Origin of the sequence: Streptomyces sp. XM4193, assembly GCF_023072595.1 — a bacterium.
Lineage (GTDB): Bacteria > Actinomycetota > Actinomycetes > Streptomycetales > Streptomycetaceae > Streptomyces.
The window spans coordinates 191,487-215,340 of the sequence record NZ_JALLGK010000002.1 but is presented as its reverse complement, the minus strand read 5'-3'; the positions used below and the strand labels follow the sequence as shown (position 1 = coordinate 215,340).

The 23,854-nt window shown below is 71.2% G+C and carries 19 protein-coding genes; 7 read left to right on the top strand and 12 right to left on the bottom strand.

Annotated features, from left to right (window positions below; all coding sequences use genetic code 11):
* Positions 1-108 precede the first annotated feature (108 nt).
* From MTQ01_RS08175 to MTQ01_RS08155, 5 genes are all read left to right on the top strand, one after another.
* The gene (locus tag MTQ01_RS08175) at positions 109-1,827 is read left to right on the top strand and encodes a fumarate hydratase (protein WP_247488123.1); all 1,719 of its coding nucleotides are present in this window, start codon (positions 109-111) and stop codon (positions 1,825-1,827) included.
* Positions 1,828-1,940: 113 nt separating this feature from the next.
* Complete coding sequence (locus MTQ01_RS08170; protein WP_247488121.1) at positions 1,941-3,335, top strand: aspartate ammonia-lyase; 1,395 nt, start codon at positions 1,941-1,943, stop codon at positions 3,333-3,335.
* A gap of 130 nt (positions 3,336-3,465) precedes the next feature.
* Positions 3,466-4,155, top strand: a complete 690-nt coding sequence (locus tag MTQ01_RS08165; protein WP_247488119.1) for a DUF402 domain-containing protein — start codon at positions 3,466-3,468, stop codon at positions 4,153-4,155.
* 164 nt (positions 4,156-4,319) lie between these two features.
* Positions 4,320-4,997 (top strand): class I SAM-dependent methyltransferase, encoded by a 678-nt coding sequence (locus MTQ01_RS08160; protein WP_247488117.1) that lies wholly within the window; start codon positions 4,320-4,322, stop codon positions 4,995-4,997.
* A 13-nt stretch (positions 4,998-5,010) separates the two neighbouring features.
* Positions 5,011-7,023: a SpoIIE family protein phosphatase gene (locus MTQ01_RS08155; protein WP_247488115.1), complete on the top strand. Its 2,013-nt coding sequence runs from the start codon at positions 5,011-5,013 to the stop codon at positions 7,021-7,023.
* 267 nt (positions 7,024-7,290) lie between these two features.
* Here MTQ01_RS08155 and MTQ01_RS08150 read toward each other — a convergent pair whose 3' ends face one another.
* Both MTQ01_RS08150 and MTQ01_RS08145 read right to left on the bottom strand, forming a co-directional pair.
* Positions 7,291-7,824: an alkyl hydroperoxide reductase gene (locus tag MTQ01_RS08150; RefSeq protein ID WP_247488113.1), complete on the bottom strand. Its 534-nt coding sequence runs from the start codon at positions 7,822-7,824 to the stop codon at positions 7,291-7,293.
* 36 nt (positions 7,825-7,860) lie between these two features.
* Positions 7,861-8,415: a peroxiredoxin gene (locus MTQ01_RS08145; RefSeq protein WP_247488111.1), complete on the bottom strand. Its 555-nt coding sequence runs from the start codon at positions 8,413-8,415 to the stop codon at positions 7,861-7,863.
* Between the two features lie 352 nt (positions 8,416-8,767).
* On the opposite strand from MTQ01_RS08145, the gene MTQ01_RS08140 reads away from it, so the two are divergent.
* A complete protein-coding gene (locus MTQ01_RS08140) occupies positions 8,768-9,955 on the top strand; it encodes a hydrogen peroxide-inducible genes activator (protein ID WP_247488110.1) in 1,188 nt (395 codons plus the stop codon).
* Positions 9,956-10,036: 81 nt separating this feature from the next.
* On the opposite strand, the gene MTQ01_RS08135 is transcribed toward MTQ01_RS08140, so the two are convergent.
* The 6 genes from MTQ01_RS08135 to MTQ01_RS08110 form a co-directional block, all read right to left on the bottom strand.
* Positions 10,037-10,405, bottom strand: coding sequence for a VOC family protein (locus MTQ01_RS08135; RefSeq protein ID WP_247488108.1), 369 nt, complete (start codon positions 10,403-10,405; stop codon positions 10,037-10,039).
* Positions 10,406-10,616: 211 nt separating this feature from the next.
* The gene (locus tag MTQ01_RS08130) at positions 10,617-10,892 is read right to left on the bottom strand and encodes a hypothetical protein (RefSeq protein WP_247488106.1); all 276 of its coding nucleotides are present in this window, start codon (positions 10,890-10,892) and stop codon (positions 10,617-10,619) included.
* Positions 10,889-11,878: an SPFH domain-containing protein gene (locus MTQ01_RS08125; protein WP_374207651.1), complete on the bottom strand. Its 990-nt coding sequence runs from the start codon at positions 11,876-11,878 to the stop codon at positions 10,889-10,891. The genes MTQ01_RS08130 and MTQ01_RS08125 overlap by 4 nt, the downstream gene beginning before the upstream one ends.
* Before the next feature lie 190 nt (positions 11,879-12,068).
* Positions 12,069-14,450, bottom strand: a complete 2,382-nt coding sequence (locus MTQ01_RS08120; protein WP_247488104.1) for an FtsX-like permease family protein — start codon at positions 14,448-14,450, stop codon at positions 12,069-12,071.
* On the bottom strand, positions 14,447-15,160 hold the full coding sequence (locus MTQ01_RS08115; RefSeq protein ID WP_247488102.1) for an ABC transporter ATP-binding protein: 714 nt from the start codon (positions 15,158-15,160) through the stop codon (positions 14,447-14,449). Before MTQ01_RS08115 ends, MTQ01_RS08120 begins: the two co-directional genes overlap by 4 nt.
* Complete coding sequence (locus tag MTQ01_RS08110; protein ID WP_247488100.1) at positions 15,157-15,681, bottom strand: PadR family transcriptional regulator; 525 nt, start codon at positions 15,679-15,681, stop codon at positions 15,157-15,159. The genes MTQ01_RS08115 and MTQ01_RS08110 overlap by 4 nt, the downstream gene beginning before the upstream one ends.
* Positions 15,682-16,095: 414 nt before the next feature.
* Here MTQ01_RS08110 and MTQ01_RS08105 point away from each other — a divergent pair, with 414 nt between their 5' ends.
* Positions 16,096-17,898, top strand: coding sequence for an alpha/beta-hydrolase family protein (locus tag MTQ01_RS08105; protein ID WP_247488098.1), 1,803 nt, complete (start codon positions 16,096-16,098; stop codon positions 17,896-17,898).
* Between the two features lie 213 nt (positions 17,899-18,111).
* Here MTQ01_RS08105 and MTQ01_RS08100 read toward each other — a convergent pair whose 3' ends face one another.
* From MTQ01_RS08100 to MTQ01_RS08085, 4 genes are all read right to left on the bottom strand, one after another.
* The gene (locus MTQ01_RS08100) at positions 18,112-19,539 is read right to left on the bottom strand and encodes an AI-2E family transporter (protein WP_247488096.1); all 1,428 of its coding nucleotides are present in this window, start codon (positions 19,537-19,539) and stop codon (positions 18,112-18,114) included.
* A 226-nt stretch (positions 19,540-19,765) separates the two neighbouring features.
* The gene (locus MTQ01_RS08095; RefSeq protein WP_247488094.1) at positions 19,766-20,491 is read right to left on the bottom strand and encodes a transglycosylase SLT domain-containing protein; all 726 of its coding nucleotides are present in this window, start codon (positions 20,489-20,491) and stop codon (positions 19,766-19,768) included.
* Positions 20,492-21,210: 719 nt separating this feature from the next.
* Positions 21,211-22,533 carry a PhoH family protein gene (locus tag MTQ01_RS08090; protein ID WP_247488092.1) on the bottom strand — a complete coding sequence of 441 codons (1,323 nt, stop codon included), beginning with the start codon at positions 22,531-22,533 and terminating at the stop codon, positions 21,211-21,213.
* 451 nt (positions 22,534-22,984) lie between these two features.
* The gene (locus tag MTQ01_RS08085; RefSeq protein WP_247489129.1) at positions 22,985-23,752 is read right to left on the bottom strand and encodes an isoprenyl transferase; all 768 of its coding nucleotides are present in this window, start codon (positions 23,750-23,752) and stop codon (positions 22,985-22,987) included.
* Positions 23,753-23,854 lie beyond the last annotated feature (102 nt).

Sequence of the window (23,854 nt, the reverse complement as noted above, 5' to 3'; positions counted from 1 at the left end):
CGTCCCGCACCGCAGTGAGCACGGCGCGGCGCGCGGGCACCGGTCGCGCGTCAGAGCCGGGTCAGGGTCAGGGCCGGGTGAGGGTCAAGAGGAGAAGTGAGTCGTCCGATGGCAAGTGCACGCCCGGCCGGTAAGTCGTACCCCGAGTTCTCGCACACCGAGCTGCTGCCGCTCGGCGAGGACGAGACCCCCTACCGTCTCGTCACCGCCGAGGGCGTGAGCACCTTCGAGGCGGACGGCCGGACCTTCCTCAAGGTCGAGCCGGAGGCGCTGCGCACTCTCGCGGCCGAGGCGCTGCACGACATCTCGCACTATCTGCGCCCGGAGCACCTCGCGCAGCTGCGCCGCATCCTGGACGACCCGGAGGCCAGCGCCAACGACAAGTTCGTCGCGCTGGACCTGCTGAAGAACGCGAACATCGCCGCGGCGGGCGTGCTGCCGATGTGCCAGGACACCGGTACCGCGATCGTGATGGGCAAGCGCGGCCAGCAGGTGCTCACCGGGGGCGGCGACGAGGCGGCGCTCTCGCACGGCGTGTACGACGCGTACACCCAACTCAACCTGCGCTACTCGCAGATGGCCCCGGTGACCATGTGGGAGGAGCGCAACACCGGCACCAACCTCCCCGCCCAGATCGAGCTGTACGCGACCGACGGCGACGCCTACAAGTTCCTCTTCATGGCCAAGGGCGGCGGCAGCGCGAACAAGTCCTTCCTCTACCAGGAGACGAAGGCGGTGCTGAACGAGGCCTCCATGATGAAGTTCCTGGAGGAGAAGATCCGTTCGCTGGGCACCGCGGCCTGCCCGCCGTACCACCTGGCGATCGTCGTCGGCGGCACGAGCGCCGAGTACGCGCTGAAGACCGCCAAGTACGCCTCGGCGCACTACCTGGACGAGCTGCCCGAGGAGGGCTCGGCCGCAGGCCACGGCTTCCGGGACAAGGACCTGGAGGAGAAGGTCTTCGAGCTGACGCAGAAGATCGGCATCGGCGCCCAGTTCGGCGGCAAGTACTTCTGCCACGACGTGCGCGTGGTGCGGCTGCCGCGGCACGGTGCGTCCTGCCCGGTGGCGATCGCGGTGTCCTGCTCTGCGGACCGGCAGGCCAAGGCGAAGATCACGGCCGAGGGCGTCTTCCTGGAGGAGCTGGAGCGCGACCCGGCACGCTTCCTGCCGGAGACCACCGACGAGGACCTGGAGGCCAGGGCGGCGGACGAACTGTCCGGCGGCGACTCGGTGGTGCGCATCGACCTCAACCGGCCGATGGAGGAGATCCTGGCGGAGCTGACCAAGCACCCGGTCAAGACCCGGCTGTCGCTGACCGGTCCGCTGGTGGTGGCGCGCGACATCGCGCACGCCAAGATCAAGGAGCGGCTGGACGCGGGCGAGGCGATGCCGCAGTACCTGCGCGACCACGCGGTCTACTACGCGGGTCCGGCCAAGACGCCCGAGGGCTACGCCTCCGGCTCGTTCGGTCCGACGACGGCGGGCCGGATGGACGCCTATGTCGAGCAGTTCCAGGCGGCCGGCGGGTCGAAGGTGATGCTCGCCAAGGGCAACCGCAGCAAGCAGGTCACCGACGCCTGCGGCACGCACGGCGGCTTCTACCTCGGCTCGATCGGCGGCCCGGCGGCGCGGCTGGCCCAGGACTGCATCAGGTCGGTGGAGGTCCTGGAGTACCAGGAGCTGGGCATGGAAGCGGTCTGGAAGATCGAGGTCGAGGACTTCCCGGCGTTCGTCGTCGTGGACGACAAGGGCAACGACTTCTTCACCGACCCGGGGCCCTCTCAGCCCTTCGTCACGAGCATCCCGGTGCGCCCGGGCGCGTAGCGCAGTGGCCGAACTCCCCGGTCGCGGCCGGGGAGTTCGGCACCCCCGCGCCCCCGCTCGCCCCTTCCCGCGCGCTTCCGACCACTTGCGCACGGTTAACTTAGGGTTGCCTTATGAGCGATGAAGGCAACTTCAGGATCGAGCACGACTCCATGGGCGAGGTACGGGTGCCCGCCGACGCCAAATGGCGTGCGCAGACCCAGCGCGCGGTGGAGAACTTCCCCGTCTCGGGACAGCGGCTGGAACGCGCGCACATCAGGGCCCTCGCCCAGATCAAGGCCGCCGCGGCCGTCGTCAACGCCCGACTCGGCGTACTGGACCAGGAGATGGCGGCGGCGATCGGCTCCGCCGCCGAGGAGGTCGCAGACGGCCACTGGGACGAGCACTTCCCCGTCGACGTCTTCCAGACCGGCTCGGGCACATCCTCGAACATGAACATGAACGAGGTCGTCGCCACCCTCGCCGGCGAACGGCTCGGGCGCCCGGTCCACCCCAACGACCACGTCAACGCCAGCCAGTCCTCCAACGACGTCTTCCCCTCCTCCATCCACATCGCCGCCACCGCGGCGGTCACCGCCGATCTGGTCCCGGCGCTGCGGCACCTGGCCGCGGCGCTGGAGCGCAAGGCCGAGGAGTTCGCCCCGGTGGTGAAGTCCGGACGCACCCATCTGATGGACGCCACCCCGGTCACCCTCGGCCAGGAGTTCGCGGGCTACGCGGCGCAGATGCGGTACGGCGTGGAGCGTCTGGAATCGGCGCTGCCGCGGCTGGCCGAACTCCCGCTGGGGGGAACGGCCGTGGGCACCGGGATCAACACCCCGGAGGGCTTCTCCGCCGCGGTGATCGCCGAGGTCGCGCGCGCCAGCGGCCTGCCGCTGACCGAGGCGCGGGACCACTTCGAGGCGCAGGGCGCACGCGACGCGCTGGTGGAGACCTCCGGCCAACTGCGGACCGTGGCGGTCGGCCTCACCAAGATCGCCAACGATCTGCGCTGGATGGCCTCCGGACCGCGCACCGGTCTCGCCGAGATCAACCTGCCCGATCTCCAGCCCGGCTCCTCGATCATGCCGGGCAAGGTCAACCCGGTGATCCCGGAGGCGGTGCTGATGGTGGCCGCACAGGTCGTCGGCAACGACGCCACCGTCACCGCGGCGGGCTCCGCCGGCAACTTCGAACTCAACGTGATGCTGCCGGTGCTGGCCAGGAACGTGCTGGAGTCCGTGCGCCTGCTCGCCGCCGCCTCCACCCTGCTCGCCGACCGCACCGTGGACGGCATCACCGCCAACGAGGAGCGCGCCCGGGAGTACGCCGAGTCCTCCCCCTCGGTGGTCACTCCTTTGAACAAGTACATCGGCTACGAGGCCGCCGCCAAGGTCGCCAAGGCCGCGCTCGCCGAGCGCCGCACGATCCGCGAGGCGGTCCTGGACGGCGGCTACGTGGAGCGCGGCGAACTGACCCTCGCCCAGCTCGACGAGGCACTGGACGTCCTGCGCATGACCCGGCCCTGACCCGCTCGGGGCCGCCCGCGCCCTCCGAGCCCCGCGGGGCGCCGCGCTCGGGACCACCGGTCCGGCGTGCGGCGCCCCGCGTACGTTGGTACGCCCACCCACCGACACGACCCGCGGGTAGGATCCGTGGATGACAGCGGACATCCAGCACCCCCGGGACACCCGGCCGGTACGGGGCCGTTGGGCACCCGGTACGCCCATCCTCTGGCGCTACCGGGCGAACGGCCGCTCCGAACCCCACATCTGCCGCCCCGTGACGGTCATCCAGGACACCCCGCAGCTGCTGGCGACGTGGATGGCCTCGGGCACCCCCTGCGTCAAGCCGCAGCTGGCGGACGGCACTCCGGTGCACCTCGAACCGCTGGCCACGCGCTACACCAAGCCCCGTACGACGGTGCGCTCGCGCTGGTACGGCCCCGGAGTGGTGATGCTCGCGCAGCCCGGTGCGCCGTGGTCGGTGTGGCTGTTCTGGGACCGCGGCTGGAAGTTCAGGAACTGGTACGTGAACCTGGAGGAGCCGCTGGCCCGCTGGTCGGGCGGTGTCGACTCCGAGGACCACTTCCTCGACCTGGAGGTCTACCCCGACCGCAGCTGGATCTGGCGCGACGAGGACGAGTTCCAGGAGGCCCAGCGGGCCGGTCTGCTCGACGCCGGACAGGCCGAACGGGTGAGAGCGGCGGGGCGGGAGGCGCTCGCGGTGGTACAGCAGTGGGGGCCGCCGTTCGACGGGCGCTGGGAGGACTGGCGGCCGGACCCGCGGTGGCCGGTACCCGACCTGCCGGAGGACTGGGACCGCCATCATCGGGCGTGCACCCCTTGATCGACCCCGGGCCGGTGACCGTAGGATCAGCCCGCGTGGCTCGCGCAGAGGTACGCGGAAGCAACTCCACCGCACTGCACAGGACTTGACCCATCATCGTCAACCGCGAGGCGAGGCCGGCACAGCCGTCGAGGCGGCTGGCCAGTCGCAGAAGGAGCCACGACGTGAGCAGCACGGACGCACCGGGCGCGTACGAGTCGTACGACCGGTCCCGTATCGACAGGGGAGGCCAGGCCGAGGCGTTCGACGCGATCGGCGACCGCTACGACGAGGCCTTCCCGCACAAGGAGGGCCAGTTGGTCAGCGGCGGCTGGCTCGCCGGCTCGCTGCCCGAGGGCTCCCGGGTGCTGGACATCGGCTGCGGCACCGGCCTTCCGACCGCGCGTCAACTGGCCGAGGCCGGGCACTCGGTGCTCGGTGTCGACCTCTCGGACGAGATGGTGCGGATCGCCTCCGCCGAGGTGCCGCAGGCGGAGTTCCGGGTGATGGATCTGGCCGACCTGGAGTCGGCCGGCCTCGGCACCTTCGACGGCGTCGCGGCCTTCTTCTCGCTGCTGATGCTGCCCAAGGACGAGATCCCGGTCGCGCTGCGGATGGTGCACGGGCTGCTGCGCCCCGGCGGACTGCTCGCGCTGTCCATGGTGGAGGCCGACGTGGACGACTGTACGATCCCGTTCCTCGGCAATTCGATCCGGGTATCGGGCTATCTGCGGGAGGAGCTGCGCGCGCTGGTGGAGGAGGCGGGCCTCGAGGTCGAGACGGAGGATGCCTATTCCTTCGCGCCCGCCACCTCGGATGTCGCCCCTGAGATCCAGCTCTTCCTCAACTGCCGACGACCATGACGACTCCACGCGGATGGATGCCCTGCACGTGACGGAGTACCCGACCACCCCTCAGCAACCCGACGCCGCGACCCGCTCAGCGGCCCAGCCGGGCGGCGGCGCGATACCGCACGCCCGCGCGGGAACGACGGACGGTCACTCGGGAGGTGCGCACCCCGGCGCGCGTCCCGAAACGGAGCCCGGTGCGCCCGCGGAGCACGGGCGCACCCCGGACAGCGGCGCGGGGGTCTCGCGACCCGCGGTCGGCGGGGGCATCGGGGACAGTGGCGGCGGCAGCGGCAACAGCAGCGGAGGTACGGGAGTGGGCGGCACGGGCGTGGGAGTGGAGTCCGGGGGTGAGCGGCTGCGTTTCGTGGGCGCCGCGACCCGGCGGATCGCTCGTGGTGTCGATCTCGACGAGACCGTGCTGGGGCTGTGCCGGGCGACGGTGCCCGCCTTCGCTGACGCGATCCTGGTCTATCTGCGCGATCCCCTGCCGGTCGGTGACGAGCGTCCGACCGGTCCGCTGCGGCTGCGGCTGCGCCGTTCGGACCGGCTGCCCGACCACCTCGGCGAGGGCGGCACCGGGACCGGCCCCCGGCTCGCCCCGTTCGTGGACCGCCCCTCCGGCGGTGCGTCGGAGCTGACCGAGGTTCCCAACGGCGGTGCGCTCGCCGAAGTGCTGCGCGGCGTACGTCCGTTGTTCGGCGACTCGCCGGCCTCGGGCGGCGCGCTGCAGGAGCTGCTCGGCGGCGACCGGGACGTGCCGGACGGCCAGCGCTCGATCCTCGCCCCGCTGCGCGGCCGGCGTCGGGTGATCGGTGCGGCGGTGTTCCTGCGCAGGCCCGAGCGCGAGTCCTTCGCCGCCGACGATCTGCTGGTCGCCGCGCAGTTGGCGACGCACACCGCGCTCGGCGTCGACAAGGCGGCCCTCTACGGGCGCGAGGCGTACATCGCCGACGAGCTCCAGCGCACCATGCTCCCGGACACCCTTCCGCAGCCCACCGGCGTCCAGTTGGCCAGCCGCTATCTGCCGGCCGCCGAGTCGGCCCGGGTGGGCGGCGACTGGTACGACGCCATCCCGCTGCCCGGCAGCCGGGTCGCGCTGGTGGTGGGCGACGTGATGGGTCACTCCATGACCTCGGCCGCGATCATGGGCCAGCTGCGCACCACCGCGCAGACGCTGGCCCAGCTCGATCTGCCGCCCCAGGAGGTGCTGCACCACCTCGACGAGCAGGCCCAGCGGCTCGGCCGGGACCGGATGGCGACCTGCCTCTACGCCGTCTACGACCCGGTCGCGCACCGGATGGTGGTGGCCAACGCGGGCCATCCGCCACCGGTGATGCTGCACCGCGGCGGACGTGCGGAGGTGCTGCGCATTCCGGCCGGCGCACCGATCGGCGTGGGCGGTGTGGACTTCCAGGCCGTCGAGCTGGACGCGCCCGCCGGTGCGACGCTGGTGCTGTACACCGACGGGCTGGTCGAGTCGCGCCACCGCGATGTGTGGACCGGGATCGAGCAGCTGCGCGAGAAGCTGGTGGAGACCGCCCAGTTGACGCGTCAGGACACCCCGGCGCCGCTGGAGCCGCTCTGCGACGAGGTGCTGGACATCCTCGGGCCGGGCGACCGGGACGACGACATAGCGCTGCTCGCCGCCCGTTTCGACGGCATCGCGCCGAGCGACGTCGCGTACTGGTTCCTCGACCCGCGGGCGCAGACCGCCTCGCAGGCACGCAGGCTGGCCCGCCGGGCGCTGGCGCGCTGGGGCCTGGAGGACCTGTCGGACACGGTGGAGCTGCTGGTCAGCGAGGTGGTCACCAACGCGGTGCGGTACGCCGAACGCCCCATCACCCTGCGGCTGTTGCGCACCGACCGGCTCCGCTGCGAGGTCGGCGACGACGTGCCGCAGCTGCCGAGGCTGCGGCAGGCACGGGCGACCGACGAGGGCGGCCGGGGCCTGTTCCTGGTCAACCGCCTCGCGCGCCGCTGGGGCGCGACCCGGCTCTCGACCGGCAAGGTCGTCTGGTTCGAACTCCCGCTGCCCTAGCGGAGACCGCGACGCGGCCGGGGCAGACCCGGCACACGGGGGCGGCTCCGGGCGGCAGAAGCTGACCGGAGCCGCCCCCGTACGTTCCCCGGGACGCCCGGACGCACCCCACGCACGCCACGCACCGCCGCCCGACGCACGCCACGTACCGCCGCCCCACGCACGCCACGCACTGCCGCCCGACGCCGTCACGCACCGGGCCCGACGCACCGCGCCCCGGCACGGCCAGTGACCGGTACCGGGGCGCGGTGGCGCAAGCGGCGGGGATCAGGGGGCCAGTACGGCCTCCGCGTCGAGGGTCGCGCCCACGGCCTGGAGCACCGAGGCGATCTTGAACGCCTCCTGGATCGTCTCGCGGTCGACCCCGGCCTTGCGAAGCACCTGCTCGTGGGAGTCGAGGCACATTCCGCAGCCGTTGATGGCGGAGACCGCGAGCGACCAGAGCTCGAAGTCGACCTTCTCCACGCCCGGGTTGCCGATGACGTTCATCCGCAGACCGGCGCGGAGGTTGCCGTACTCCGGGTCGGACAGCAGGTGCCGGGTCCGGTAGTAGACGTTGTTCATCGCCATGATCGCCGCGGCGGACTTGGCCGCGGTGTACGCCTCGGGCGAGAGCTGCGCCTTCGCCTCCGGCTCCAACTCGGCCAGCACCTTCGGCGACCGCGAGGCGATCGCGCAGGCGAGCACCGTGCCCCACAGCTGCTGGGCCGGGAGGTCGGAGTTGCCGATCACGGAACCGAGGTTGAGCTTCAGGTCCTTGGCGTAGTCGGGCAGAGCCGACTTCAGTTCGTCCAGTGCCATGGTGGATCTCTCCGCTTTCCGCTTTGGTCGGTCAGTTCACTCGCCGGCGAGCAGCTTGACCGGGTCCAGGGTGTCCTCGCCCTTGCTCCAGTTGCAGGGGCACAGCTCGTCGGTCTGCAGGGCGTCGAGCACCCGCAGGACCTCCTTGGGGTTACGGCCGACGGAACCGGCGGTCACCATGCTGAACTGGATCTCGTTGTTCGGGTCGACGATGAAGACGGCACGCTGGGCGAAGCCGTCCTCGCCCCTGACGCCGCAGTCGCTCATCAGCTCGTGCTTGGAGTCGGCGAGCATCGGGAAGGGCAGGTCGCGCAGGTCGTCGTGGTCCTTGCGCCAGGCGTGGTGGACGAACTCGGAGTCGCCGGAGACGCCGAGGATCTGCGCGTCGCGGTCGGCGAAGTCCTCGTCGAGCTTGCCGAAGGCGGCGATCTCGGTCGGGCAGACGAAGGTGAAGTCCTTGGGCCAGAAGAAGACGACCTTCCACTTGCCCTCGTAGGTCTTGTGGTCGATCTGCTGGAACTCCTCGCCCTTCTCCAGCGAGACGCAGGCGGTCAGGTCGAAGGTGGGGAACTGGTCACCAACAGTGAGCACGTGCTCTCCTTGATCACGAAGGAGCGCCCGAAGCGCCGCACAGACGCAGGTCAGGGCACCCCTGAGGGTTGGACGGAGCGCCAGCCTCCCACAGCGGTCATTGATCAAAGAAATAGCTAGACTGTCACCCGTTGATCGGGGTCGCCTATCACCGGGTCCGCGGTCGGCACAACCCCTGTGCACCACCTTCCGGCACCTGCCCGCGCCCGCGGGACGAGGGGCCCCGCATCGCCGGGCGGAGGTGCGTTCGACCGTTTGCATTCCTTTGCACGACACCGCCCCGACCGCTCCTCGCACAAGCAGTGAACTGCACTGCCCCGTACTGCGCTGCACAACCGATCGGAACCCGAGCATGTCCCCCACCTCCCATCCGGGCCCCGGCCCCGAGAGCCGCGGGCCCCGACGGGCCGACCACCGCGCGAGCACCGCCCCGGACCGTCGCGCCGCACCCGGTCCGCAGCACCGGTCCGGGCACCGCGCGCCGGGTCAGGGCGAGCCCGGGGGCGCCCGCATCCCGCACAGCCGCGTCGGTCGCAGGCCCGCCGCGGCCGGTCCGCGCCAGCCGAGCCTGGCCCAGCTGCGCGCTTTCGCGGCGGTCGCCGAGCATCTGCACTTCAGGGCAGCGGCCGCGGAGATCGGAATGAGCCAACCAGCGCTGTCCGGCGCGGTGTCGGCGCTGGAGGAGAGCCTGGGAGTGCAGCTCCTGGAGCGCACGACCCGCAAGGTGCTGCTCTCGCCCGCCGGTGAGCGGCTGGCCGCGCGCGCCCGCACGGTGCTGGACGCGGTCGCCGAGCTGGTCGAGGAGGCGGAGGCGGTCCGGGCTCCGTTCACCGGGACGCTGCGGCTCGGCGTGATCCCGACCTGCGCGCCGTATCTGCTCCCCACGGTGCTGCGGCTGGTGCACGACCGCTATCCCGAGCTGGACCTCCAGGTCCACGAGGAGCAGACGGCATCCCTGCTGGACGGTCTCTCCTCCGGCCGCCTCGACCTGTTGCTGCTCGCGGTGCCGCTGGACACCGCGCGCGGAGCCGGTGCGGTGCACTGCCTGCCCCTGTTCGACGAGGACTTCGTGCTGGTCCTGCCGCGCGACCACGAGTTGGCCGGCCGGGCTGACATAGCACGCGAGCGCCTGCGGCAGCTGCCGCTGCTGCTGCTCGACGAGGGTCACTGCCTTCGCGACCACGCCCTGGACGTCTGCCGGGAGGCGGGGCGCACCGACGGACCGCCGGTGACCACCACCGCCGCCGGACTGTCCACTCTGGTCCAGCTGGTCGCCGGCGGAATGGGCGTGACTCTGCTGCCCCGTACGGCACTTCGGGTCGAGACCGCGCGCAACGACCGCCTCACCACGGGCACTTTCTCCGACCCGGCGCCCACCCGCAGGGTCGCGCTGGCGATGCGCACCGGCACCGCCAGACAGCAGGAGTTCGAGGGTTTCGCGGACGCGCTGCGCAAGGCTCTCGCCCAGCTGCCGGTGCGCCCCGTACAGCCGGACGATCCGGCTCCGACCGCAACCGCCTGCGGTACGGCAGCGGACTGACCCCGGGCGCGGGACGGCCGAGGGGCCGCCTCCCAGATGTCGGGAGGCGGCCCCTCGGCCGTGTCGCAGGCGCCGGCCCGCTCAGCTCGCGGGCTGCGCCGGCGGCTGGTGCAGGCCGAACGGCGAGCCCTGGTTGTCCACACACAGCTTGAACCTGCCGTACTTGGCGACGGACTCCTCGTCCCCGCCGAGGTCGGCCTCCTGGACGGTGCCGCCGAGCTGCTGCACCCGCAGCAGCGCCCAGTCCATGTCGTCGACCTGGAAGAAGATGTACGGGCTCGCCCCGGAGTCGCCTCCGTGCACGCCGCCGGGGATGGTGGGGGTGTTGATCCGGTACCCGCCCTCGGAGGGGCCGGGCGGCAGATTCCAGCCGAACAGGTCGCCGTAGAAGGAACGCGCCTTGTCCGCGTCCTCCACCCCGAGCTCGAAGAATGACGGTGCGCCGTTCATGGGTCTTCCCTTCGTCCGCGGACTGCCCGCAGCAGGGGTCGCACGAGCGGCCCCTCCGAAGCCTAGGGGCTCCCGCGCGTCGTCGCCCAGGGTGATTGCGACGCCCACCAAGGTTTTCCGCGATGGTCACCCGAAGGGCAAAATCTCCACGATTGCCGCCACTGCCATCGTCTGTCGCCTCTCACTCCCCACAACCGCCGGCCGCGGCCCGCTACTCCGGGTCGCCATCGGCATCCGGACCACCGGCATCCGGGCCACCGGCGTCCTCGGGTGCGGGCTCCCGCGGCGGTCTTCCGCGCCGGGGGTGGGGCCGGGCGTCCTTCGGCCGTCGACCGGCGTCGGCGAGCGCCTTGCGCAGCAGGAAGTCGATCTGCGCGTTGGTGCTGCGCAGCTCGTCCGCCGCCCACCGCGCGAGCGCGTCGTGGACGGCGGGGTCGAGCCGCAGCAGCACCTGTTTGCGGGCCGGGCGGCTGGGCCGCTCGGTCACTGGTACAGCGAGCCCGAGTTGACGACCGGCTGGGGCGCGCGGTCGCCGCACAGGACGACCAGCAGGTTGGAGACCATCGCCGCCTTGCGCTCCTCGTCCAGCTCGACGAAGTCCTGCGCGGTGATACGGGCGATGGCCTGCTCCACCATGCCGCAGGCACCCTCGACGATCAGCTCGCGGGCCGCGATGATCGCGCCCGCCTGCTGGCGCTGGAGCATCGCGGCGGCGATCTCGGGCGCATAGGCGAGGTGGGTGAACCGGGACTCGATCACCTTCACACCGGCGGCCTTCACCCTGGCCTCGACCTCGGCGGAGAGCTGGTCGGTGATGCTCTCCGCGTTGTCCCGCAGCGAGAGCTCGCTGTCATCGGCCTCATACGGGTAGTGGGTGGTGATGTGGCGCAGCGCGGTCTCGGTCTGGGTGGTGACGAACTCCTCGTAGTCGTCCACCGCGAAGACGGCCTGCGCGGTGTCCTCGACCTGCCAGACCACGACGGCGGCGATCTCGATCGGGTTGCCCTTGGCGTCGTTGACCTTGAGCGTGGCGGTCTCGTGGTTGCGGACCCTGGTGGAGATCCTGGCGGCGCTGGTCAGCGGGTTGACCCAGCGCAGCCCGTCCTCGCGGACGGTGCCGACGTAGCGGCCGAAGAGCTGGATGACGCGGGCCTCGCCCGGGGCGACCATCTTCACGCCGTTCCACGCGACGAGGGACCCGACGAACAGCAGCGCACCGAGGACGATCAGCGGTACGCCGACCGCGGGTGTGACGTTCGCGGTGAGCACTCCGCCCGCGATCACCACGGCGGCGCCGATCAGCGGACCGAAGATGGAGATCAGCAGCCCCACCACGCCCGAGACGCTGTGCGCGGCGTGCTCCCTTACGGGCGCCTTGGGCATCTCCAGCCCCTCGGACGTCAGAGCCTCGCCCGTGTGGGCCGTCCCGCCGCTCTCGGCCGCGTCCCGGATGTTGTCTTCGTGCTTGGTCATGGAGCCCCCGTTCGGTGCTTTCAAAGTGATATCACTTTAACCCGAAGGAGTGATTCCGCGCCACCCTCGTCGCCGGGCGGAACGCCTCCGGCCCGGCGTCCGTCGTGACGACGGACACCGGGCCGGGAGTGGAGAGCGCGTCAGTTCCCTTACCGGGCACGACAGTTGACGGCTCCGGTGCGGGCCGGACTCACTCGGTGCGAAGCCCGTCGGGGCGCATCATGCGCCACAGTGCGGGCAGACTCGCGAGCGTGACCAGGCCGATCATGGCCAGGCCCAGGCCCACCAGCGGCAGGAACGCCCACCAGTCGACCACCCCGCCGCCGACCATCCGCAGCAGCAGCAGCCCCAGGCCCACTCCTCCGGCCGTCGCCAGCGTCAGCCCGAGGCCGACGGGGATCGCCGTCTGCCAGAGCACCGAGGCGCCGAGCGTGGAGCGCTTGGTGCCGAAGGCGACCAGTACGGACAACTGCCTTCTGCGCTCCCTCAGTTGCTCCAGCGTGGAGACGACCATCGAGCCGCCGATCAGCAGCATCACCAGCACGGCGCCCGCCATCAGCGCGTTGCTGAGCGCGGTGAACTCGTCCGACTGGGCCTTCGACTGAAGCTCCTGCACCGAGAAGTTCGGATCGGTGACGGGGGCGAGGTTGCGGATGCGCTCCAAGCCGTCCGCCCGCTCCTTGCCCTCGGCGACCATACGCACCTGCACGTGTGCCGCCGCCTGCTCTCCTAGCCGTTCGGGCGCCAGCGCCGAGGGCGTGGTGTACAGGCCGTACGGCGCCTGGGAGCCGGAGGCGTCCTTGCCGACCCGGGCCTGCTCGACCTTCCCGCGGACCGTCCACCAGTCCGGGTTCTGCGACCGGGCCTTCTCGGGGTCGGCCCGCAGGTCGTACCGGTCCCCGGCTTCCGGGACCTTCGGCCTCTCGTCCTTGGGCAGGTTCGGGTCGGCGGCGAACCAGGTGCTTCCGTCCGTGCAGGAGTCGATGTCCAGCAGATAGCGCAGGGTCGGGCAGTCCGCGACGGTGAAGGTCACCGACTCGCGCACGTCCCACTCGTTCACCCTGGTGTGCTCGTGGACCGCCTCGCCGGTGAGGTAGCCGTGGGCGGAGCGCACACCGTCGACCCCGCGGATCTGCCCGGCCAGCCGCTCCCCGTCCGAACCGCCCTCGACGCCGGAGTACACCATGACGTCGGCCTGCGTGGTGTCCATGCCCGTGTCCTGGGCGTCGTCGCGCTGCACGGAGCCGTAGAGCATCTGGAGCGCCACCGCGCCGGCCACCGCGAGCGTGACGCCACTGACCGCGCGGGCGGCGAGCCCGCTGTTCAACTGGAGCCTGCGGGTGGCCAGTTGCCAGGAGAGCGAACCTCCCGGCAGCCGGTCCACGACCCTCTCCACCAGCCAAGGAAGCAGTGAGGTCACTCCGACGAGGGTGAGCAGCACCGAGCCGGCGAGCAGCCAGACGTCCACTCCGCCACCGCTGAAGCGCGGCCCGAGGGCGAACAGCAGGACGGCTCCGAGCAGCAGGGTCGCCAGCCGCCACCACAGCCGTCTGCCCCGGTCGACGCCCTCGCGCGCCACTCCGAGCGGGCTGATCACGACCTTGCGCAGTGCGAGCTGGGTCACGCCGACCGCGCAGACCGGCACGAGCACCACGATCAGCAGCGTGAGCAGGAAGCCGGGTGCGATGTCGGAGGGGAAGAGGCCGATGCCGTAGAGGTCGACCGACCGGGCCTGGGAGCGCCCCAGCAGAAAGAGCCAACTGCCCAGCACCAGGCCGAAGACGGCCCCCACCAGGGACTCCCCCGCGGCGACCCGGCGCGTCATGCCGTTGTCGGCGCCCACCAGGCGCAGCGCGGCCAGCCGCTGGTCGCGGCGCTCACCGCCGAAGCGCACGGCCGTGGCGATGAACGCGGCGATCGGCAGCAGCAGCACCACCAGCATCACCACGACCAGCGCCACCAGCGCGACCCCGAGCGGATCGTTGGGCTCGCTGTGGCCGAAGCCCGACACCCGCCAGACGTGGCCGGACTCGGCGTCCAACTTGTCGCTGCCGGAGTAGAAGAGCAGCTCGGAGGGGCCCGACAGCCCCTGGTCGCCGATGGTTCCGGTGATCGTCAGCGAGTCGAAGCGGGGCTGGAGGTGCTTCTTGCCGTCCTCGGTCTCCAGCAGGTCCCGCAGCGCGGGCGAGACCAGTGCCTCGCCGGGCGCGGGCAGCTTGTCCACTCCCGGCGGGAGCACCGCCTTCGCGGGGTCGCCCTCGGCCTGGAGCTCTCTGCCCGAGACGGTCTCGTCCCGGAAGTCGGTGTAGACCCAGGAGAGCAGGACGGTGTGCTCCGCCTTCTTCACGCCTTCCGACGACGTCCAGTCCCGGTCGTTCTTGCGGATGTCGCCGGCGGTCAGCGCGGTCGGTACCGAGGCGGCGAGCAGCAGCACCGCGACACCCAGGCCCACACCGAGCGAGGTGAGCAGCGTACGGGTCCAGCCGGCGCGTCCGCCGCTGACCGCGAAGCGCGCGCCGAGCAGCAGTTCGCGCGTCCACTGGCCGAGCGGCACACGGCTGCCCGCGCTCACGCGACGCCCGCCATGCCGGCCACGTCCCTGGCCTTGCCGTCCCGTACGACGACGTCGCGGTCGGAGTAGGCGGCGACCCGGGTCTCGTGGGTCACCAGCACCACCGCGGCGCCGGTGTCCCGGGCGGCGGCGGTCAACAGCTCCATGACGCGCTCGCCGTTCAGGGAGTCGAGTGCGCCGGTCGGTTCGTCCGCGAAGATCACACGGGGCGTGGCGACCAGCGCGCGGGCGATGGCGACCCGCTGCCCCTGGCCACCGGACGCCTGGCCCGGTCGCTTCCGCGCGACGTCCGCGACCTCCAGGCGCTCCAGCCACTCGGCCGCCCTGCTCTCGGCGGTCTTCCGGTCGACACCGGTCAGCCGCAGCGGCAGCGCGACGTTCTCCACACAGCTCAGCTCGGGCACCAACTGACCGAACTGGAAGACGAAGCCGAAGGCCCCGCGCCGCAGTGCGCTGCGCTCGGCGTCCGACAGGCCCGACAACTCCTGGCCCTGGTAGTGCACTTGGCCCTCGTCCGGCGGAACGATCCCGGCCAGGCAGTGCAGCAGCGTGGACTTGCCGGAGCCGGAGGGCCCCATCACCGCGACGATCTCGCCGGCCCGGATCTGGAAGTCCGCGCCGTCCAGGGCGGCGGTGGTGCCGTACGTCTTGCGGAGCGCGGTGGCGGACAGCAGTGCGCCCGTGGCCCCCGTGGTGGTCGTGCCGGTCATGCGCTTACCTCTTTGGCGAGCTTGTCGAGGCGTGCCGCGGCCAGCTCCAGCCAGCGCAGATCGGCCTCGAGGTGGAACAGGGCGTGGTCGCAGATGAGTTGGTCGGCCAGATCTCCACCGGTCTTGCGGCGGGTGAGCTCGCGCATCAGGCGCAGATGCTCGGCCCGCTGGCTGTCGAGCAGCTCGGCGGCGTCCCGCCCGGTCAGCAGCGCCAGGACGATCTTGGTGTAGAGCGTGCTCTGGAGGTAGGGCTCGGGCTTCTCGGGGGTGGCGAGCCACTGCCCGACATCGGTGATGCCGGCGTCGGTGATGGCGTACCGCTTGCGCTCGGGCCCGCCGCCCGCCTCGACGCCGTCGACCTCCACGAGGCCGTTCTTCAGCAGCCGCGACATCGTCGAGTAGACCTGGCCGTAGTGCAGGGACCGGTCGTGGCCGAAGCGCTCGTCGAACGCCTTCTTGAGGTCGTATCCGTGGCGGGGCCCCGACTCCAGGAGGCCGAGCAACGTGTGACTGATGGACATGGCGAGGACTATACACGAGACGTATACACCTGATGTATAGCCGAGGTGTATACACCGCGTTCATCGCTGCTGAGCTGCGGCTTTTTCTCGATTCGGGAAGAGACGACACCTTGGCGGGGACCAGGCGGACGCTTCCCGTCCGCCCCACCCCGACCACCGCAGAAATGCGGCAGAGCAGCTCTCCGCGGAGTCCGGCAGGCTCGACAGGCGCGGGCGGAACGGAGCGGTGGCCCGGGCCGGTGCGAGGCCGCTCGCCCAACTCCCCGCCCGACACCCGCACACCAGTGCGTGGCCGCACCAAGGACCCCGCTCCGTCTCAACCCGTGGCAGGGGGTCCGCGTCCTTATCGACGGCCCGCGATCCTTTACGGTGAGGCCAGATGTCAGACACTGACAGGCCGGGGAGAACACGTCGATGCTGGAGACCGAGGGGGGCAGCACCCGGGCGCCCCACCCCGAACCCCCGCCCGAGCGCCCCTTGACGACCCTCGCCCGGCGTACGGGCGGACACCTCGTCAGGATCGCGCGCAAGCCCTACTGGGACCGTCCCGATGCCGGCTGGCTGGTGCGCCGCTGGCCCGACCTGACGGCCACCATCACCGCGACCGTCTTCTTCTGGCTCTCCCTCACTCCCTCGCTGGTGCCCCGGCCCTGGTATCTGCAGGGCGTCGTGGGCGGCATCACCGCCGGGATCGGCTACGCGCTGGGCGCGCTCATCAGCTGGGGCGCCTCGGCGGTGGTGCGCCGTCGCACCACGCGCGCGACCCGCGACCGCATGCGCACCCGGGCCTGGCAGACGTACTTCGTGCTGGGCGCGGCGCTGACGGTGCTGCTGCTGAACCAGAGCGCCGACATGCAGCGCCAGTTGCGCAAGCTCCAGGGGCTGCCGCCCACGCTGACCTGGCACTCGCTGATGATCGCGCTGCTCGCCGTCGCACTGTGCGCGCTGATCCTGCTGATCGCCCGCGCCGTACGGCTGGGCACCCGTTCACTCATTCGGGTACTGCTGCGCTTCGTCCCCAAACCGGTCGCGGTGGTGGCGGGCCTGATGATCAGCGCGGTGGTGGTGCTCTTCGGCGCCAAGGACGTGGTCTTCGAACGAGGGGTGGTGGACATCGCCGCACGGATCGCGGCCAACACCGACAAGAGCACCAAGGACGGGATCGTCCAGTCCGGTTCGCCCCACGTCTCCGGCAGCCCCGATTCGCTGATCGACTGGGAGGACCTCGGCTTCCAGGGCCGCAACTTCACCGGCAGCGTGCTGACCAAGGAGCAGATCTCCAGCTTCAGCGGACGCGAGGCGATGGACCCCGTACGCGTCTACGTCGGACGCTCCAGCGGTGCCGACCACACCGAGCAGGCCGAGCTGGCCGTCGCCGAGCTCGACCGCACCGGCGGATTCGACCGCGAGGTGCTGGCCGTGGCGGGCACCACCGGCAGCGGCTGGATCGACGCCCGCACCGCCGAACCGCTGGAGTACCTGCACAACGGCAACACCGCGATCGTCGCGCTCCAGTACTCCTATCTGCCGAGCTGGGTCTCCTTCCTGGTCGACCGCGAGGAGGCGGGCCGCGCCACCGCGGCTCTGGTAGCCGCCGTACGGGAGCGGCTGGACAGCATGCCCCCGGCCGAGCGGCCGAAGCTGGTCGTCTTCGGCGAGAGCCTCGGTGCGAGCGCCGTCGAGGACTCCTTCGACGGGCTGGAGGACCTGCTGGAGAACACCGACGGGGCCCTGCTGGTCGGCCCGCCCAACTACAGCCCGATCTGGCGGTCCGTCACCGAGAACCGCGACGCCGGCAGCCCCGTCTGGCGCCCGGTGTACGACGGAGGCAGGAACGTACGGTTCGCCCAGTTCCCGCAGCGCGACCTCGGTATGCCGAGCGGGCAGGAGTGGGAACATCCGCGGGTGGTCTACCTGCAGAACGCGTCCGACCCGATCGTGTGGTTCTCGCCCGATCTCGCGGTCAGCCGACCGGAGTTCCTGGAGAAGCCGACCGGCCCGGACGTCGCGGGCGACGTCGGCTGGTTCCCGTTCGTCACCTTCTGGCAGACCGCGATCGACATGGCGATGTCGTACGGCGTCGAGGCACCGCACGGGCACCGTTACGGCACCAACGCCGTCGAGGGGTGGGCCGCCGTCGTTCCGCCCGCGGACTGGACCGACAGCGACACCCTGCGGCTGAAGGCGTTCAGCGAGGCCCACGAGTCCCCCTACTGAGTCCGCGGGCTCACGGGCTCCGAAGCCGCGAGTCCCGCGACGGAGCACCCAAGCGGCGGGCCCGCCGGGGGCGTTCACGGCGGACCGCACGAGGGCGCAGCCACGGCACGGGGAACACGCGGTCACGGCAGCGGCCCGGTACCCGATCACGGGGTGCCGGGCCGCTGCCGTGACCGGGTGCGTGCCGCTCGTCTCTGCGACGAGCCGCCGCGCTCAGCTCCTCGGGCCGCCGTCCTGCGGTGGCGGTCCGGTCTCCCCCGGCGGCGCCGGGTCCGCCGGGGACGCGTCCGACGGGGCGTCGGAGAGCGCGGTGGCCGGGGCCGTGCCGGGCTGTTCGCCGGCGAGCAACGGCGGTACGGCCGGGGAGACTTCTGTGATCGTGGCTCCGTGGTGCGCCTGGTGGTCGGGGTTCTGCTGTTCGGCGTAGGACCGCAGATAGCCGACGACCGTGTTGGTGACCGCGACCAGCGGCACGGCGACGACGGCACCCGGAATGCCCGCGAGCAGGGTTCCCGCGGTGACCGCGAGCACCACACCGAGCGCGTGCACCTGGACCAGCCGGCCGAGGATGAACGGCTGGAGGATGTTGCCCTCGATCTGCTGAACCAGCAGTACGACACCGAGCACCAGCAGCGCCGTACCGATGCCGTTGGTCACGAAGGCGACCACGACGGCCAGCGAGCCGGAGACCAGCGCTCCCACGATGGGCACGAAGGCGAAGATGAAGACGATCACCGCGAGGGGGACGGCCATCGGCACGCCGAGGAAATAGATGCCGATGCCGATGCCGACCGCGTCGATGAAGGCGACTATCACCGTCCCGCGCACATAGCCGGTCAGCGTGACCCAGGCCCGCGGTCCCGCGCCCCCCACGGCCTCGCGGGCGACCGAGGGAACGAACTTCAGGCACCACTCCCAGATCCGCCGGCCGTCGTAGAGCAGGAAGAGGGTGACGAACGCGGCGAGCGCCGCGCCGGTCAGGAACTCCACGATGTAGGAGGCGCCTTCGAGGCCCGCGGAGGTCAGCTCCTGGCTGTGCTCTCCGATCCAGGAGTTCAAGTTGTCGGCGAGGTCGTTGAGTTGCTCGTCGGTGACCTGGAACGGGCTGTCCAGGATCCAGGTCCGCAGCTCGTCCACACCGCTCTGGATCTGCTTGACCAGGTCTTCCTGGTTCTCCATGACCTGCCAGACGACGAACCAGCCGATCAGGCCCAACGCGCCGAATCCACCGCTGAACACGGTGGCGGTGGCGAGCCCTCGGGCCAGCCCCCAGCGCCGGAGACGGGCGACGGTCGGCTGCAGCAGCGCGGTGAGCAGCAGTCCCGCGGAGAACGCGATGACCAGCATGCTGATCGCCCCGATGACCTGGATCAGCACCCAGACCACACCGGCCAGCACCAGCAGCCGCCAGCCGGCCTCCGCCGCGACCCTCAGGCCCCACGGCACGACGGTGGGCGGCTCGGGGTTCTTCGGCGGCACGGGGGCAGGCGGAGGCGGCGGGGGCGGCGGGTGCTGCGCCTCGTCCTTGGCCCGGCGGCGTTCCTCCCGCTCCTCGCGCTCGTTCTCAGCGCGGCGCCGGTAGTCCGCCATACGTGCGCCGAAGCGCGTCGCACCGGCCTTCAGCCGGTCGATTCTGGACATCGTGTTCCTTAGCCCCCGGGATGTGTAGGTCAGCTGCTCCCACCGAGGGACGACGTTACCGCTGTTGACGGTTGCTTCTGAAGTCGTTCCCGACGGGGATGTGTGCGCCCGGCACGGCACTCGGCAGCGCGCTCGGCTCCGCACTCGGCAGCGGGAACGTGAGAGCGCCTCCGACCTGACTTCGGTCGGAGGCGCTCTCACACAGCCGGGTACGTGGTGGTGTGACTCAGTACCAGTGGTTGGCCTGCCAGAACTCCCAGGCGCCGCAGGGGCTGCCGTAGCGGTCGTTCATGTAGTTGACGCCCCATTTGATCTGGGTGGCGGGGTTGGTCCGCCAGTCGGCACCCGCGGAGGCCATCTTGGTGCCGGGCAGAGCCTGGACCAGTCCGTACGCACCGGAACTCGGGTTGGACGCCTGGTAGTTCCAGGTGCTCTCACGCTGAACGATGTTCGAGAAGCACTGGAACTGGCCGCCGCCGACGATCTGCTGGGCCATCGCCTTGACCTCGGCGACCGAGTAGGAGGCCTGCTGCGGGAAGTCGCCGCCACCGGGCGTGGTGCGCTCGGAGCTGCGGCTCGCGGCCAGCTCCTTCTCGCGCTCCTCGGCGGCCTTCTTCTCCAGCTCCTCGGCCTTCTTGGCGTCGGCTGCCTTCTTCTTGTCCGCCGCGTCCTGCGCAGCCTGCTTGCGCGCGTCCTCCTCGGCCGCCTTCTTGGCGGCGGCGTTGGCAGCTTCGGACTGGCTGTCCGCCTGCTGGCTGAGGGAGGTCGTCTGGGTCTCGGTGTTGCCACCGACCGGTATGTCTGCGAGGAGCGTCGCGTCTGCGGCAGCGAGCTCAGCCGGTTCGGCCGTTCCCTGCTGACCGCCCGAGGCCACTCCGACGACAGCGCCGACGGTGGTGACCGCGGTGGCGGACGCCACGGCGAATCCCCGGACCGAAATCCGAGTAGTCACACGGTTTCCTTCCACAATGCCCGCTTAGGTGACCTCGCGGACGCAATCGTGCCCCTGGCACAGACCTCCGTGTTGCACGGTCACTTGGAGGTACGGGCCCGGTGGGGTCTCCGGCAGAGCTGGAGAATCCGCGTGGTTCCTCGGGCGGCATACGGCAGAACCTGTTGAGTTGTCGTGGTGCCACAACCCCTGACGGAGTTGTGAAGGCCGTATGCGGGGCCTGACAGGATCCACACCCTAGCCGGACGGCTGAGGGTTGAGGCAATTCTCGGCAGAGTGGGATAGGTCACACACTGTTTGAGCTGGATCCGCCGCGGAAACGCGTGCGCGTTGCCCCCGGACCCGACTAGGGTGCCCGGCCGCCGAGTTGGGCACGGTGCGAGCCAGGACCGTTTATACACTTCCGGGTGATTCGCGAACCGGTTGGCGAACTGACACCGCACCAACTACCGGCACAAAACGGAAGTTCGGCACGGCCGACGGGCACAGACCGACCAGGACGGCGGAAGGCGTGCGCGGGCGGCTTCGACGAGCCGGCGCACCCGGCGCTGCCCCGTGGCCGCCCCTGCCGAACGCGACACAGAACACACCCCCGAAACGGCCGGAAGCGGGGCGCCCACCTCCCGGTGGACACCCCGCTCCGCTGCTTCCCGGCCGGCGGACCGGACGCCGGAGACGGCCCTCGGACCGGACTCCGGAGCGCCCGCAGGCCCGTATCCCTAGAGCCGGCCCTCCTCCAGCATCTCCGTCACCATCGCGGCGATCGGCGAACGCTCGGAGCGGGTCAGGGTGATGTGGGCGAAGAGCGGATGGCCCTTGAGCTTCTCGACCACCGCCACCACGCCGTCGTAACGGCCCACCCGCAGGTTGTCGCGCTGGGCGACGTCGTGGGTGAGCACCACCCGCGATCCCTGCCCGATCCGGGAGAGCACCGTCAACAGGACGTTGCGCTCCAGTGATTGGGCCTCGTCGACGATCACGAAGGCGTCGTGCAGGGAACGGCCCCTGATGTGGGTGAGCGGCAGCACCTCCAACATGCCGCGGGCCACCACCTCTTCGATGACGTCCCGGCTGGTGACCGCCGAGAGCGTGTCGAAGACCGCCTGCGCCCAGGGGTTCATCTTCTCGTCGGCCGTGCCCGGGAGATAGCCCAGATCCTGGCCGCCGACCGCGTACAGCGGGCGGAACACCATCACCTTGCGGTGCTGGCGCCGCTCCAGCACCGCTTCCAGTCCCGCGCACAGCGCCAGCGCCGATTTGCCCGTGCCCGCCCTGCCGCCCATCGAGAGGATGCCGACGTCGGGATCGAGCAACAGATCCAGGGCGATGCGCTGCTCGGCGCTGCGGCCGTGGATGCCGAACGCCTCGCGGTCGCCGCGCACGAGCCTGACCCGGCCGTCCGCGGTCACCCGGCCGAGCGCCTTGCCCTTCTCCGACTGGAGCACCAGCCCGGTGTGGACCGGCAGTTCGTCGGCCTCCGGAGTGGAGAGCGTCTCCGCCGCGAAGAGCTCGTCGATGTCCTCGCCCGGCAGCGTCAGCTCCCGGATACCGGTCCATCCGCTCTCCGTGATGGCGAGCTCGGCCCGGTACTCCTCCGCCAGCAGTCCGATCGAGGACGCCTTGATGCGCAGCGGCAGGTCCTTGGAGACGACGGTGACGTCGTATCCCTGCGCCTGGAGGTTGCGCGCCACGGCGAGGATGCGCGAGTCGTTGTCACCGAGGCGGAAACCGGCGGGCAGCACCCCGGGGTCCGTGTTGTTCAGCTCGACCCGCAGTGTCCCGCCCACCTCCCCCAGCGGGATCGGCTCGTCGAGCCGGCCGAAGCGGACGCGGTACTCGTCGAGCGTGCGCAGGGCCTGCCGTGCGAAGTAGCCCAGCTCCGGATGGTGGCGCTTGGCCTCCAACTCTGTGATCACGATGACGGGCAGCACCACTTCGTGCTCGTCGAAGCGCAGCATTGCCGCGGGATCGGCGAGCAGGACGCTGGTGTCGATGACATACGTGCGCCGGTCGTTGTCGCGGCGCTTCTTGCTGTTCACCACGGAAGGACGAACCCCCTCGGATGAGGTCGGGACGCGATGAGCTCGCGGAGAGCTGACACGGACGTTGCGGCCGGGCCCGGCCCTTCTTGCAGGGGCCGGACTCCGGCCCTCCCCGTCCACCGCACCGGTGTGCGGCATTCCGTGGTGCGCAAAGGGCCTCCCGCCTGGCCGGCGCCCCTGGTCGACGCGTCGGCCTGGGAGGGGTATTCCCGTTAACTCCTGCGACCATGCGGACAGGCGGTCCCCCTCCTCCATGTGCCACAGGCATGGCCGACGCCCGCACGGCGGTCGCCGGGCGGGCGCGGGGCGGGTGGCGCGGGGTCAGAGGGCGGGAGGGAGCGCGGGTTGGCCGGGCGTCCGCCCGGGCGCGGCGGGTGAGCGGCGCGCGGAGCCGGTGAGCGGCGTCGGGCGTACGGAGCCGGGTGTGCGCAGCCGTACGTGCCGCGCTCGCTCAGGAGCCGTAGCGGCGGTGGCGCACGGCGTAGTCGCGCAGCGCGCGCAGGAAGTCCACCTTGCGGAAGGCGGGCCAGAAGACGTCGCAGAAGTAGTACTCGGAGTGGGCGCTCTGCCAGAGCATGAAGCCCGAGAGCCGCTGCTCGCCGCTGGTGCGGATCACGAGGTCGGGGTCGGGCTGGCCGCTGGTGTAGAGGTGCTGGGCGATGTCCCGGACCTCCAGGGTCTCGGCGAGCTCGTCCAGCGTCGCGCCCTGCGCCGCGCGTTCGGCCAGCAGGGAGCGCACGGCGTCGGCGATCTCCTGGCGTCCGCCGTAGCCCACCGCGACGTTGACCAGGATGCCCTCGCGGTCGCCCGCCTGCTCCTCGGCCTCCTTGATCACCCGCTGGGTGTGGTCCGGCAGCAGGTCCAGGGTGCCCACGTGGTGCACCCGCCAGCGGCCGTCGTTCGCCAGATCGCGGACCGTGTCCTCGATGATGCCGAGCAGCGGGGTCAGCTCCTCGGCGGGGCGGTCGAAGTTGTCGGTGGACAGCAGCCAGAGCGTGACGACCCGGACGTCGGTCTCCGCGCACCAGGTCAGCAGCTCCTGGATCTTCTCGGCGCCCGCCCGGTGCCCCTGCTCGGTCGTACCGCCCGAGGCCTTGGCCCAGCGGCGGTTGCCGTCCAGGATGACGCCGATGTGGGCGGGGACGTGGGTGTGATCGAGCCGCCCCTCCACCCTGCGGGAGTAGGCACGAACCACGAGATCGCGCAGCTTCGCCTTCAACAAGTCGTCCGCCTTTCCCTGCCCCCGTCCTGCTCAAACCCACAGCAGCCTAACGGCATTCGGGCAGGCGAACCGACCCAGAAGTGTCACAGGTCCGTGATA